Raw genomic sequence first — 12,478 nt, 5'->3', positions numbered from 1 at the left:
TGGTTTTTCAACTGGAAAGAGGTTTAAATCATGGGTTTGCTTCAGGATGGACGCTGGGTTGATCGTTGGTATGACACCTCTAAAGCGGGCGGACGATTTGAGCGCAAAGAGTCTCAGTTTCGAAACTGGGTCACCTCAGATGGTCAACCTGGCCCCAGTGGGACCGGTGGCTTTCGAGCCGAAGCGGGTCGTTATCACCTTTACGTTTCACTCGCATGCCCATGGGCTCACAGAACTCTAATCTTTCGAAGCCTCAAAGGCCTTGAGGATATGATTTCATTGTCCGTCGTCCATTGGCATATGGCTGAAAATGGATGGACCTTCGAAGAGGGGGAAGGCGTTCAGCCGGATATCATCAACCATGCTGAGTTCATGCATCAGGTCTATACCGCTGCTCAATCGGACTACTCAGGCCGTGTGACAGTCCCTGTCCTTTGGGACAAAGAGAACAATACGATTGTCTCCAACGAATCCTCCGAGATTATTCGGATGTTCAACTCAGCTTTTGATGGTGTCGGAGCGAAATCAGGCGATTACTACCCTAAAGCTTTGAGAGCCGAAATCGATGCATTGAATGACCGCATCTACACCACAATCAACAATGGCGTTTACAAAGCCGGGTTTGCAACAACACAAGCCGCCTATGAAGAAGCTTTGTATCCTTTGTTCGAGACGCTGGACTGGCTCGAAAGCAAGCTTACGAAACATCGGTATCTGACTGGTGTAACTATAACCGAGGTTGACTGGCGACTGTTTACAACGCTGGTACGTTTTGATCCTGTCTATGTGGGACACTTCAAATGCAATCTGCGGCGGATACAAGACTACCCCAACTTATCCGGTTACCTGCGGGATCTCTACCAACAACCGGGTATCGCCGAAACCGTCAACCTCCACCACATCAAAGCCCACTACTACACCAGTCACGCAACAATAAACCCAACAGGCATAGTACCAGTTGGACCAGAGGTTGATTACAGTCGTCCTCATGACAGGGCAAAACTGGAGTAGGGAGCAAGCGAAAGCTACAACTTTGACTTCCTGAACACCGCGGGGGTTGCGCCGGTCCAGCGTTTGAAGGCGACGGAGAAGGCGGCCTGATCGGCGAAGTCGAGGAGGAAGGCGACTTGAGCGATGCTGTCGGTTCCAAGTAACAGGCGCTTGGCCAGATCACAGCGCGCTGTTTCAACCAGTGACTTGAAGTTGGTGCCTTCCTCAGAAAGCTTGCGTGTTAGTGTTCTGCGGGTCACGCACAGTTCTTCGGCCACTTCATCCCCACTTGGTAAGTTGCCAGGCAAACGGGAGCGGACGAGCTCGATCACTTTGGCAGACATACCGGTTCGGCTCTTCGGCATCTGGCTGAGCCGTTCCTCGCCATGTTTGAGAAGGTGATCGCGCAAAGCGGCATCTGAAGTGGCTATCGGAAAATCGAAACCACCCTCTGGCAGCTGTATACCGCTGGCCTTTTGTGCTGAAGAGACTTCACATCCGGCCAGTTCTGCCAGTGTTGCGCAGTGATCGGTGTCATCACACTCCAGAAGCACAGACATCTGCCCGAAACCGGGACCAGCAATCTGTTCCGTACGTTTGAGCAGGCCAAACACCAGAAACTCCCGGTGCCTTGGAAACTGGTGAGCGCCGATGATATCGCTCTTCAGGCATATGGTTGGGTGATGTTCATCGCCATCCAGCTCAAAACTCAGGTCAGGATCTTCCAGCGCATAAAAGCGCTGCGCGAACCGAAACACTTGCCCCACATTGTCACTGGCCTGCGCCAAGTATGCCAGCAATGTCTTTGCCCCCGGAGAGGCTAAACCGGCGCGTGCGGCGAAGGTTGGATCTTGCAAGGCATCGCAGGCTGTTTCCAATGCCGCAGCTTCGCGCTGCAGATCGACCCGTCCATTGGCGTCCGCCAAAACGTCGGGTGCGACGCCGACAGCTTCAAGGATTTTATCAAAGCCCAAAGCGGCGGCGGGTTCTTGCCCATAAACCTGAGCTGCATGGCGCAATCGATAGGCGCTGATGCGTGTCATGGCGACTTCCACTCTGTTTGAGAGGGGCGTTTCAACGTTCTTTGCGTCGATTAGCCTCTCAAATGTCCAGAAATCAAAAACCGATGACCAGAACTCTAAAGAACGTCCTTTGCTCATACGTTAATTTACGAACATCAACAAACGGTGCTGCCTAGGACGGTAGCTTTCTAAACGAAGCAAAGGACATTCACCGTGAAGTCGATCATCCTTTCAAGCGTCATGGTAATGGGCGCATTCACTACGCAAGCCTCAGCGGCAGGCGGTGAACCACGCTGGTGGGTTCCACCAGGAGAATCTGACAGTTACTCCATTGTCAGCATTGTCGTTTTCTTTCTGGCCTTTCTTTTGGTCGTGCATCTTTACTCCCGCTTTGACCGCTATGCGGAACACAAAGCAAAGGGAACACCGCTTCGCACCACAGTGCCGGTGATGCTGACCGTGGCCCTTGCTTATGAAGTGATGCCAGCCTTGTCTCACTTCAGCATTCTGCTTCCAACTGCGCTGATCCTCACAGCAATCGCACGTGATTTCATGCTGTGGTGGAACCCGAAGATGCAGGAGGCGGAAAAATGATTGAGCTTCTTGTTACTTCTTTTCCCTTCGTCCTGCGGGTCTGGTACCTGCGCTGGAAGGGGATCCCGGTCACCTTGTACAACGTGCACTATGCTTTGGTTTTGTGGGTGTTCATGGCTCTCGCCGTCTTCTTTGCGGTGTTCTACTACTACCCAAAGTCGTTCACAGGCATCGTGCCCTTCAAAACGGTTCCGGTTGTTGCTGAAAACGGCGGAACAGTCACTGAAGTCTTCGTGACAGGTGGTGACCGCGTCAAAGTTGGCGACCCTCTGTTCAGCACGGAAAGTGCGATGGAACAGGCCAAGGTTGATCATGCAAACCGCAAGATTGACGAAATCAAAAGCGCTATCAAAGCAGCGCATCTGGAAGTGGAAACAGCAGATGCAGCCTTGGACGCCGCCAAAACTGGCCTCAATCAGGCTGAAATGACACTGGCTGACCATGAAGAGCTTAAGATGAAAAACTCCGCAGCCTTCCAGCGTGCCCGATTGGAACGTGCCATCTCTCAGCGAGACACCAGCGTTGCTGATGTGAAAGCAGCAAAGGCAAAACTGGAAGCGGCAAAAGTGCAGGCGTACTCCACACTGCCATCTCAACTGGCCAGCGCAAAGGCTACTCTTGAGCAGGCCGAGATCGAACTGAAAAAGACACGAGTTTACAGTCTGGTAGATGGTGTGGTTGAGCAAGTTACCCTGCATGTCGGAGCACGAGCAGCTCAGGCCGCAATGGCCCCGGCGATGGTGATCATCCCGGACCGGACCCAGAAGGAAGGCTCCCGAGTGGTTGCAGGTTTCTCCCAGGTGTCTCGCACCGAACTTTACGAAGGCATGGCAGCTGAGATCGCTTGTGAGAGCAACTTCAACATCGCAATGTACCACACTGTTCTGCCAGCCCGGATCACACGGATCCAGAAGTCAATCTCCGCCGGTCAGATGGCTCCTTCCGGAAGACTGATGGAACCGGGAGAACGCGCAAAACGTGGTCAGGTCGTCGCTCACCTCGATCTGGTTTACCCCGAACACCAGAAGTATCTGGTTCCTGGCAGCGGATGCATTGTGCAAGCCTACACAACAGACCTGAAAGGTGACATGGCAGGCGGTTTTACATCCCACGTGATCTCAGCCCTCGGCGTTATCAAAGCAGTCGGTCTGCGTGTCAAAGCATGGCTCGGCCTGGCGATGGGAATTGGTCTGGCAGGATCTGCTCACTAAGAGCAAACAAGCTAACAAACTCAAAACAATCAAGTTTCTCCCGAAGACGGAAAGCAAACCGATCAAGCAGACATGGATCCGGACTGGTTCCGCTCGGGAGTATCACAGAAGAGAGCAGCCCTAACTGGCAATCTGAGTAACCCGTTCTCTTCATCAAAACCCACGGTCCCATACGAGAGGTTCTTTGCAGAGAACCCCAAAGCGCAGAGAGCCTCTCGGGACCACCCAAGCAAAAAAGAAGAAGAAAAATGAACGTTAAAGCCCTGACAATCGCAGCAGTCGCTCTCTCCGTTGGTTACACAGTTGACTATAACCCAAGACCGTCTCAACCGGGCACCAAGTCCATCTCACCAATCTCCTTTAAGGTGAGCGAAGCCAATGCCCAGACGGCCTCACAAAACGCCGCTCGCCGGACTGCACGCCGCACATCCCGCAGGGTTAACCGCCGCCACAACATCGCAGGTTGTATCCCATACAACGGCTACTACAACTGCGCCGGCACGTATTATCAGGCCATCACCGAAGACGGCAAAACAGTTTATGTGGTTGTAAATCCATAAGGGAGATTACCGTCCCTCCCAGATGTCCCACCGTCCTGACATCATGGAAGCCCAACCACAAAAGGCCTCTCACCACGAGAGGCCTTTTTTCGTGTTTGAGATTTGCTTTTGTACATTAGCTATTTTTCAAACAGCCCCTCATCCCAGTAAGGCCGGTCGCTGCCGATTTGTTCGGAGATGAAGTTTATGAAGACCCGGGTTTTGGTGGGGAGGTATTTGCGGTTGGGGTAGACGGCGTACATGGTTTGGGTTGGGAGAGTGTAGTTGGGCAGGACTTGGGTCAGGGCTCCGGATCTTAGATACTCTCCTGCTGCGAAGGTTGTCAGGCGACCGATACCGCAGCCACCGAGGACTGCTGTTGTGAGAGCGTCTCCGTTGTTGACCTGGTAATTACCTGAAGTTTCTACTCTTACTTGGCCTTGGGGGTCCTCCAGTGTCCATTCATGTTGGTCACTGAAGTAGGCGTAGTGAAGGCAGTTATGGTTCTGTAGGTCTTGCGGCGTTGCTGGTGTGCCATGTTCCTCAAGGTACTGAGGAGATGCGGCTAACACATTGAAGCATGGAGTTATTTTTCTAGCGATGAGGGATGAATCCTTTAAGCGCCCTCCCCTGATTGCGAGATCGAAGCCACCGTCGACCAGATCAATTGTCCGGTCATCCATAATCATATCTATACTGATTTCTGGATTTAATTTCAGAAACTTAGGTATCAATGGCGCGATGTGGAGTCGGCCAAAGGTCATGGGGACATTGATTTTAAGCCGCCCCTTTGGCTTGCCCTGCATTTGAGCGACAGCACTCTCAGCCTCTTTCGCGGCTTCCAGAGCATCGACAGCACGGGCGTAGTAGAGTTCTCCCGCTTCCGTCAGGCTGATGTTGCGGGTTGAACGGTTTAAAAGACGTGCGCCAAGATGCTCTTCTAAAAGAGTAATTCTCTTACTGACAGCAGATTTTGAGACACCCAGCTCGCGTGCGGCGGCTGCAAAGCCTTGATGTTCCACGACCATCACGAAGACAGGTAAAGCGCTTATCTGATCCATTCGCTTGAGCCTCAGCGTTCTCTTTTTCTCACCAAATAGTTTCTCGAATAGCAGATTATCACAAATCAGGAAACGGACTAGGTTCTCTAAAGAAGCAGAGGACACAGTTATGACTATGATGCTCATTGATGGGCAGTTGCAGGAGAAACCCAAGAGCAGTGATGGACAACACCATCAGCTCAGCAGCGATATCCGCAATTGGATTGAAGCTGAAAGCACAGCGCCATTTCCCGCAGAGGCAAACCGCTATCATCTTTACACCTCTCACGCGTGCCCTTGGTGTCATCGTGTGATGGTGATACGTGCTCTGATGGGACTGGAAAATGTTATATCTGTCAGCGAGATGCATCCGTTCCGGGGTGATGAAGGCTGGCGGATTGAACCGGCTTTGTTTGATGAAACCACCGGAGTTCCAAAGGAGACATTTCTTTATGAAGCCTATTTACGGGCTAACCCAAACTACACTGGTCCCATCAGCGTTCCGCTTCTGATTGACAAAAAAACGGGCCAGATTGTCAGCAATAACTCTGCTGACATCATGCGGATGTTGAACAGATCCTTTGGTGCTTTCGCAGGCTCATCTGTTGACTTTTATCCTTCTGAGCTGGCAGGCCAAATTGATCAGCTTGCCGATTACATCCAAGAGCATGTGAATTCAGGAGTTTACAAGGCGGGCTTTGCCTCTACTCAAGCAGTTTATGACGAAGCCGTTCGTGATCTGTTTGATGCGCTTGATGTTCTTGATCAGCGCTTGGAACGACAGAGATACTTGCTCGGCGGCAGTTTGACCGAGGTCGACTGGAAGCTGTTTGTCACGCTCATTCGCTTTGATGCAGTGTATGTCACTCATTTCAAAACTGACCTGAAGCGCCTTTCAGATTTCGCCAATCTCAGTCCCTATCTGCGAGAGCTTTACCAGATCCCAGGCATTGCAGGGACGGTGAACTTCCAACGCATGCGAGAGCACTACTTCCGCAGCCACCTTCATTTGAATCCCAACGGCATCATTTCGATAGGCCCACAAGTCGACCTAAGTAAACCTCATGGTCGTGAACATGTCGGTGTCTATCAGAAAGGAGCGGCTTGATGAGCAGTAGAGCGATTACCTCACGGTCTGATAAACATAAAAATCCAACTGGTTACATCATCCTGATCGGTGCGTTGGTAGGCGTGAACTATGCCAGTGCGAAGCTTGTCACCCAGGCGGGCGTAACTGCCTTGAGCGCAACATTGGCGCAACTTCTGTTGGCAGGCTTGTTTCTATATCTTCTTCTCAGACTGAAGCGAGAGCAGCTGTCGTTTAGGGGCGATCACATTAAGTACTACATCCTAAATGGCTTCCTCGGGATCACAGTGCCAACGCTGATAGCTTATTGGGTGTTGAAGTACATTCCTGCCTGGTTGCTGACTGTTCTGGTTACTTTGTCACCTTTGATCACTGCCGGTCTGACATCTCTGGTAGAGCGAAAACTGATCGCCCCCCAACGTCTGTTAGGCATCACTATTGGGCTTGCTGGTATTAGCCTCGTGACTTTTAGCAGCATACAGGAAGGACAGTTCGATCCGATATGGATCCTGTTTGGCGCTGCAATGCCTTTGTCCCTGGCGATTGCAAACATCTATCGCAACAGGGCCTATCCGCGAGATACCACATCTATTGGTGTTGCCAGTGGCACCATGTTCTCCCAAGTGCTGTTGCTGTTGCCACCTTTGCTTTTGATTGATGATCCTGCCGCGGCTGCCGGACCTATGGCCGCTGTTTGGTGGATTGTGTTTGGCATCGGTTTACTCACTGCTGGCAGCTATGCGCTGACTTTCTTCATTCAAGATAGGACAGACAGTGTCGGCTTCAGCCAGGTCGGTTACTTCGCAACCATATCCGGCGTTCTTGTTGCTGCTCTGGTGTTCGCAGAGCCAATCAGCCCAGTCATCTTCGTCGCCATTGCGGTTCTGTTTGTCGGACTTGCCTTAACAAATGGGCATCTTCAACTGCCATCGCTCCGCAGATCAAACTCCCAAAACAACTGATAACTCCCGCTTCCCTGAGATATAAGGAAAGGACGCCCCATGACTATTGTTAGCGAAACTCCCCTGAACGCTCGAGACTTTGCAGAGCAACTCTATAAAGCTGTCGACTCATTGAATGCAGACGCTGTTGGAACGTTTCTATCACCAGATGTGCGCTTCCAGCTTGGCAACTTCGATGAGATTGTTGGGTATGCAGCCGTCGTTGATGCGAATGCAGCGTTCTTCAAGTCGATCTCGGCGATGTCTCATACACTTAAAGACAGCTGGGCTTTTGAAGATACAGTCATATGCACCGGTGAGGTGCATTACATCCGGCACGACAAAAGCACGCTTCAAATCCCCTTCTCAGCAGTTTTGAAGCTGAAAGATGCTCTGATCTTTGACTATCAAGTCTATGTGGATGTCTCTCCTTTATAGGAGAATCTACACACTCCCCTTTGAGTTTCAGTAGCAAGCACGATGCAAGGTTTGCCTTATTGCATCGTGCTTTTTGCTTTGAGGCACTCGTGGTTTTGCGTAACTGCGGGTGTTTTCTTTTACCTAGCAAAACCAAAACGACTTCAAAATCGAAGATAACAGAGAAATCTTGTGGGCTTTAACCTATTGAATCTAATAGGAATCACTCTACCTGCGACAAGATTGTCAGACAATATTGATTTTTCTCAAGACTTAAAGTGCATTTTATGCAATAGTCGATTGTAGGACAATCGACGGAGTACATTATGATAAAGGCACTACGCCTTAATGCTGCAGACAATGTTGCAACCCTGCTGGAAGATGCCGGCAAGGGCGAGACAGTTCTGGTGATCTCCGAACAGAACGAAAGCCTGGGAGAGCTGGAACTTCTACAAGCTATTCCCTTTGGCAATAAAGTCGCGCTGCGCCCCATGAAACCAGAGGATCACCTGATTAAAGGTGGCGTCGCGGTCGGCAAGGCAATCAAGCCTGTCCCACAAGGACAACTTGCTCACGTTCAAAATATTCGAAGCTTAAATCTGGATATTCCAGAGGTGATGATCAACGAAATCATCACTCAAATGGGAATTGAGGTGGACTGATGCAGACGTTCAGAGGCTATCAGCGAGCAGATGGGTCTGTCGGCATCCGCAACCTCATCATGATTATCGCAGCAGATGAATGCGCTGAGGGCATCGCCCGCGCAATCTCCGAGAAGACGCCCGGTAGTGTCGTCGTTACCAACTATAATACCTGCATGTATGGTGGCAACGAAGAGATGATTGGCACCATGATCAACGCAGCAACCAACCCAAACATCGCCGGGGCGCTGGTGATTAACATGGGTTGCGGCAGCATCGCTCCTGATCTGGTGGCTGGGCCAATCCGCGCTACCGGGCGTCCAGTGGAGACCCTGACTTGCATTAAAGAGAGCGGCACCGTTTCAACCATTCGCGAAGGGGTGAAGCGCATTGCTGCGATTGTTGATCACGCAAATGCAACCGAGATGGTGGATGCCCCGATCAGCAAGTTGTTCGTCGGCATCAAGTGCGGTGGCTCAGACACGAGCTCTGGCATTGCTTCTAACCCAAGCGTTGGTCTTGCTGCAGACAAGTTGATTGACATGGGTGCTTCTGCTGTTGCCGGTGAACTTCTGGAACTGCTGGGTTGTGAGCACATTCTCAAAGAGCGTGCAGTGACACCAGAAGTTTTTGAGAAGATTGAGCAGCTGATCAGTGATGAAGAGAAGCGCTGGCATGTGGAAGGCACTCAGGTTGAAACCATGAGTGTTGGCAACAGCATCGGCGGTTTGACAACCATCGAAGAGAAATCCCTCGGCGCTCTTGCTAAAACTGGTTCCAAGCCAATTCAGGACATCTTGCGCATCAATGCCAAGAAGCTGGAAAAGCCTGAGGTGCCAGGCATGTACCTGTCTGAAACTACAATGCTTTGTGGTGGTTCAGCAATGCACTTTGCAGCACTTGGCTGTCAGGTGATCCTTTGGACCACAGGTGGGGCTGGCTTTAACAATCCAATCGTTCCTGTCATCCGCGTGAGTGGTAATAGTCAGCTGATCAATGAAGACATCGACATTGATGCAACCGGCATCATGCGCGGTGAAGACAGCCTCGAGAATGTCTCAGAAGAAATCCTGAAAATACTTGCTGGCGTGATCAACGGCGAAAAGACAGCCATTGAAGACTTTGGCTACGCCTACTGCTCGCTCATTCAGAAAGATCAGCGCGTCGAGCGGCTGCTTTCAATCCCCGCAGAATAATCAAAACAACGCGCAGGCCTTTGCAAAATGAGCCAGCGCATCAGGGAGAACAAAATGAAGATCACTGATGTTGAGGTCATCCATCTTCGTATTCCTTTGCTCGCACAAAACTGCGAGTGGGGCGAAGATGCACTGATCGTACGCATCCACACAGACACGGGTCTTGTGGGGCTTGGGGAGTCAGACAGCTCGCCATCCGTGATTGCAGCACTCATTGAAGCACCACAGTCCAACTTGTACTGCACAGGTCTCAAATCCCTGCTGATTGGCGAAAATCCGCTAGAAATCAGCCGTTTGTGGAACAAGATGTACTGGTCCAGCAACTATGTTGGCCGTCGCGGTGCTGGCATTCATGCCATGAGCGCTATCGATATTGCACTGTGGGACATCGCCGCCAAGCATTATGGTGTGCCACTGCATATTCTGCTGGGAGCGAAGTATCGTGACCGTATTCCGGCTTACGGCACTTTCATCCCGGCAGATAACCCAGAAGACAACCGCAAGATCGCGCAGGATCTGGTGGCCAAGGGCTTCAAGAGCCTGAAGTTTGGCGGCGGTGTTCTGGGCGATGATCCAGATGTCGATTACGAAATCGTTCGTGTTGTCCGCGAAGCTATTGGCCCGGACATTGAGTTGCAGATCGACCTTGCTACCAAATGGCGCACAGCTTCTCACGCTTTGCAGATGTGCAAACGCCTGGAACCATTCAACCTGCATTGGATTGAAGAACCAGTCATGGCGGATGACGAGCGTGGTTACGTAAAGCTCGGACGTCAAGCTTCTCAAAAGATCGCAGGCGGTGAAGCACTGACCACATGCCGTGAGTTCCACGACATGCTAGAGCGCTGTGAACCAGACATCATCCAACCAGACATCACGCGCTGCGGTGGCATCACCGAGATGCGCAAGATTTATGACATGGCGCAGATGCGCGGTGTCCAACTCATTCCTCATGGGTTCAGCACAGACATTTTGCTCGCCGCTTCTGTGCATTTCCTTGCCTCCTGTGAGCATGGAAACCTGATGGAATACTCCCAGAGCAATAGCCCGCTGGTGGCGGGTAACGGGCTGGCCAAAGAGCCAGTGGTCTTCGCTGAGGGGCAGCTTGTTGTTCCTGATCGCCCAGGCCTTGGGATCGAGCTGAACGAAGACCTAATCAAAAAATATCAAGTGAACGCCCAACCGGCCTACGCTTGAAGATGGAGGAAAAACAAATGTCTAACACTGGGAAAAGATTAGACACCTTTCTACTTTCGATAAGTCTGAGCTTTGTCGTTGCAATTGTTGCAGGCCTAACCGTCTTCCCTGACAAGGGCAACGAAATCGCCAACTATCTATTCAGCACATTCAACACGATCTTTGGCACACCAGTGCTGGTGCTTGTGTTTGGATCTGTCATCTTTCTTGCTGCGCTTGGCCTGAGCAAGTACGGCAACATCCGTCTAGGCGAAGGCAAACCAGAATACAGCACGTTCGCCTGGGTCTCCATGATGATCTGTGCGGGTTTGGGTTCCGCGACCGTCTACTGGGCATTCACAGAATGGGCATACTACTTCAACGCCCCTCCTCTGGGTGTTCAGACAGGTACAACAGCAGCTTATGAGCTGGGTACTGCATACAACCTGTTCCACTGGGGCTTCAGTGCCTGGGCAGCGTATTGCATCGTATCCCTGCCAGTGGCTTACCACTTCCACGTTCGTAAGAACCCCGGCCTCAGCCTTTCCGCTGTTTGTACTGCTATCCGTGGCAACAAGCCGATCACTCCACTGTGGCGTGCAATCAGCCGCGTGATTGACGTGATCTTCATCTTCACCATCTTCGGTGCACTTTCCATCACCCTTGGTGTGTCCGTGCCGATGGTTTCCGAGATCCTGTCTTCTCTGATCGGCATTGAGCCAACCTTCAACGTGAACCTGGTTCTGATCCTGATAATCTCTGCGTTCTTCTCTCTGAGCTCTTACGTGGGTATTCAGAAGGGCATGGCGCGTATCAGCTCCATGAACACGTACCTGGCAATTGGCTTCTGTATTGCTGTGTTCCTGATCGGCCCAACCATGTTCATCGCGAAGTCTACCGTGAACGGGCTTGGCATCATGCTGCAGGACTTCGTGCGTATGAGCCTTTACACCGACCCGGTTGAAAATGGTGGTTTCCCAGAAGGTTGGACCATCTTCTACTGGCTCTACTGGATTACCTACACTCCATTCGTATCTATCTTCGTGACCAAGATCTCCAAGGGACGTAGCATCCGTGGTGTCATCACGAACATGCTGCTGAGCGGTAGTGCTGGTTGCTTCTTCTTCTTTGGTATCCTTGGCGGTCTGTCTCAGTCTGCAAACGTGAACGGTCTTGTTGATGTTGCTGGTCTCGTGGCTTCCGGCGAAGGCAACCAGGCGATCGTTCAGGTAATGAACTCCCTGCCATTCAGCGCGATTTTCATCGTTCTGTTCGCATTGGTTTCCGTTCTCTTCCTGGCAACCACTCTGGACTCTGCTGCATTCACCATGGCTGCAACTTCCACAAAGGGTCTGAAAGAAAACGAAGAGCCATCTCCAATGCTGCGCCTGTTCTGGTGTGTGATGCTGGCTGCTGTTCCACTTGCGATGATGTTCATTGATGCCCCACTGAACACCATCAAAACATGTGCCATCGTAACCTCTATCCCACTGATGTTTATCATCGGCTATATGGTTTACGGATTTATCAAGTGGATGCGCGAGGACTTCGCTTTAACAAGTGGCGAAGATATTCTCCGGCAGTCCCGCCAAACAGCAGATGCTGTTCCAGCGGAATAAGCTTC

General features: G+C 51.4%; 13 protein-coding genes. 11 read left to right on the top strand and 2 right to left on the bottom strand.

The features are described 5' to 3' along the window. Positions 1-30: 30 nt before the first annotated feature. Positions 31-1,011, top strand: a complete 981-nt coding sequence (locus PJE062_RS23100) for a glutathione S-transferase family protein (RefSeq protein WP_008552303.1) — start codon at positions 31-33, stop codon at positions 1,009-1,011. 14 nt (positions 1,012-1,025) lie between these two features. On the opposite strand, the gene PJE062_RS23095 is transcribed toward PJE062_RS23100, so the two are convergent. Continuing rightward, positions 1,026-2,033 carry an AraC family transcriptional regulator gene (locus PJE062_RS23095; RefSeq protein ID WP_208982451.1) on the bottom strand — a complete coding sequence of 336 codons (1,008 nt, stop codon included), beginning with the start codon at positions 2,031-2,033 and terminating at the stop codon, positions 1,026-1,028. A 192-nt stretch (positions 2,034-2,225) separates the two neighbouring features. Here PJE062_RS23095 and PJE062_RS23090 point away from each other — a divergent pair, with 192 nt between their 5' ends. From PJE062_RS23090 to PJE062_RS23080, 3 genes are all read left to right on the top strand, one after another. Further along, entirely contained in the window at positions 2,226-2,606 is a 381-nt protein-coding gene (locus PJE062_RS23090; protein WP_157039311.1) for a hypothetical protein, read from the top strand. Then, positions 2,603-3,817 (top strand): HlyD family secretion protein, encoded by a 1,215-nt coding sequence (locus PJE062_RS23085; RefSeq protein WP_008552385.1) that lies wholly within the window; start codon positions 2,603-2,605, stop codon positions 3,815-3,817. The genes PJE062_RS23090 and PJE062_RS23085 overlap by 4 nt, the downstream gene beginning before the upstream one ends. Positions 3,818-4,065: 248 nt before the next feature. Next, the gene (locus PJE062_RS23080; protein WP_008552349.1) at positions 4,066-4,377 is read left to right on the top strand and encodes a hypothetical protein; all 312 of its coding nucleotides are present in this window, start codon (positions 4,066-4,068) and stop codon (positions 4,375-4,377) included. A 119-nt stretch (positions 4,378-4,496) separates the two neighbouring features. On the opposite strand, the gene PJE062_RS23075 is transcribed toward PJE062_RS23080, so the two are convergent. Beyond that, positions 4,497-5,417, bottom strand: coding sequence for a LysR family transcriptional regulator (locus PJE062_RS23075; RefSeq protein WP_008552476.1), 921 nt, complete (start codon positions 5,415-5,417; stop codon positions 4,497-4,499). A gap of 109 nt (positions 5,418-5,526) precedes the next feature. Here PJE062_RS23075 and PJE062_RS23070 point away from each other — a divergent pair, with 109 nt between their 5' ends. From PJE062_RS23070 to PJE062_RS23040, 7 genes are all read left to right on the top strand, one after another. Further along, complete coding sequence (locus tag PJE062_RS23070) at positions 5,527-6,504, top strand: glutathione S-transferase family protein (RefSeq protein ID WP_208982450.1); 978 nt, start codon at positions 5,527-5,529, stop codon at positions 6,502-6,504. Continuing rightward, positions 6,504-7,445, top strand: coding sequence for a DMT family transporter (locus tag PJE062_RS23065; RefSeq protein ID WP_008552328.1), 942 nt, complete (start codon positions 6,504-6,506; stop codon positions 7,443-7,445). The genes PJE062_RS23070 and PJE062_RS23065 overlap by 1 nt, the downstream gene beginning before the upstream one ends. Positions 7,446-7,484: 39 nt before the next feature. Beyond that, entirely contained in the window at positions 7,485-7,862 is a 378-nt protein-coding gene (locus tag PJE062_RS23060) for a nuclear transport factor 2 family protein (RefSeq protein WP_008552339.1), read from the top strand. Between the two features lie 305 nt (positions 7,863-8,167). Further along, on the top strand, positions 8,168-8,503 hold the full coding sequence (locus tag PJE062_RS23055) for an SAF domain-containing protein (protein WP_008552299.1): 336 nt from the start codon (positions 8,168-8,170) through the stop codon (positions 8,501-8,503). Then, a complete protein-coding gene (locus PJE062_RS23050) occupies positions 8,503-9,678 on the top strand; it encodes a UxaA family hydrolase (protein ID WP_008552422.1) in 1,176 nt (391 codons plus the stop codon). Before PJE062_RS23055 ends, PJE062_RS23050 begins: the two co-directional genes overlap by 1 nt. 54 nt (positions 9,679-9,732) lie before the next feature. Continuing rightward, positions 9,733-10,875, top strand: a complete 1,143-nt coding sequence (locus PJE062_RS23045) for a mandelate racemase/muconate lactonizing enzyme family protein (RefSeq protein WP_037038110.1) — start codon at positions 9,733-9,735, stop codon at positions 10,873-10,875. 17 nt (positions 10,876-10,892) lie between these two features. Then, positions 10,893-12,473, top strand: a complete 1,581-nt coding sequence (locus PJE062_RS23040) for a BCCT family transporter (RefSeq protein WP_008552453.1) — start codon at positions 10,893-10,895, stop codon at positions 12,471-12,473. Positions 12,474-12,478: the final 5 nt, after the last annotated feature.

It is taken from the genome of Pseudovibrio sp. JE062 (assembly GCF_000156235.1).
Lineage (GTDB): Bacteria > Pseudomonadota > Alphaproteobacteria > Rhizobiales > Stappiaceae > Pseudovibrio.
The sequence above is the reverse complement of the archived record's forward strand: the minus strand, read 5'-3'. Positions and strand labels throughout refer to the sequence as shown.

Excerpts from the sequence above, each read along its gene's own strand:
- PJE062_RS23075 (WP_008552476.1), bottom strand. The coding sequence starts at position 5,417 with ATGGATCAGATAAGCGCTTTACCTGTCTTCGTGATGGTCGTGGAACAT.
- PJE062_RS23100 (WP_008552303.1), top strand. The coding sequence starts at position 31 with ATGGGTTTGCTTCAGGATGGACGCTGGGTTGATCGTTGGTATGACACC.
- PJE062_RS23070 (WP_208982450.1), top strand. The coding sequence starts at position 5,527 with ATGACTATGATGCTCATTGATGGGCAGTTGCAGGAGAAACCCAAGAGC.
- PJE062_RS23065 (WP_008552328.1), top strand. The coding sequence starts at position 6,504 with ATGAGCAGTAGAGCGATTACCTCACGGTCTGATAAACATAAAAATCCA.
- PJE062_RS23085 (WP_008552385.1), top strand. The coding sequence starts at position 2,603 with ATGATTGAGCTTCTTGTTACTTCTTTTCCCTTCGTCCTGCGGGTCTGG.
- PJE062_RS23080 (WP_008552349.1), top strand. The coding sequence starts at position 4,066 with ATGAACGTTAAAGCCCTGACAATCGCAGCAGTCGCTCTCTCCGTTGGT.
- PJE062_RS23040 (WP_008552453.1), top strand. The coding sequence starts at position 10,893 with ATGTCTAACACTGGGAAAAGATTAGACACCTTTCTACTTTCGATAAGT.
- PJE062_RS23045 (WP_037038110.1), top strand. The coding sequence starts at position 9,733 with ATGAAGATCACTGATGTTGAGGTCATCCATCTTCGTATTCCTTTGCTC.
- PJE062_RS23060 (WP_008552339.1), top strand. The coding sequence starts at position 7,485 with ATGACTATTGTTAGCGAAACTCCCCTGAACGCTCGAGACTTTGCAGAG.
- PJE062_RS23055 (WP_008552299.1), top strand. The coding sequence starts at position 8,168 with ATGATAAAGGCACTACGCCTTAATGCTGCAGACAATGTTGCAACCCTG.
- PJE062_RS23095 (WP_208982451.1), bottom strand. The coding sequence starts at position 2,033 with ATGACACGCATCAGCGCCTATCGATTGCGCCATGCAGCTCAGGTTTAT.
- PJE062_RS23050 (WP_008552422.1), top strand. The coding sequence starts at position 8,503 with ATGCAGACGTTCAGAGGCTATCAGCGAGCAGATGGGTCTGTCGGCATC.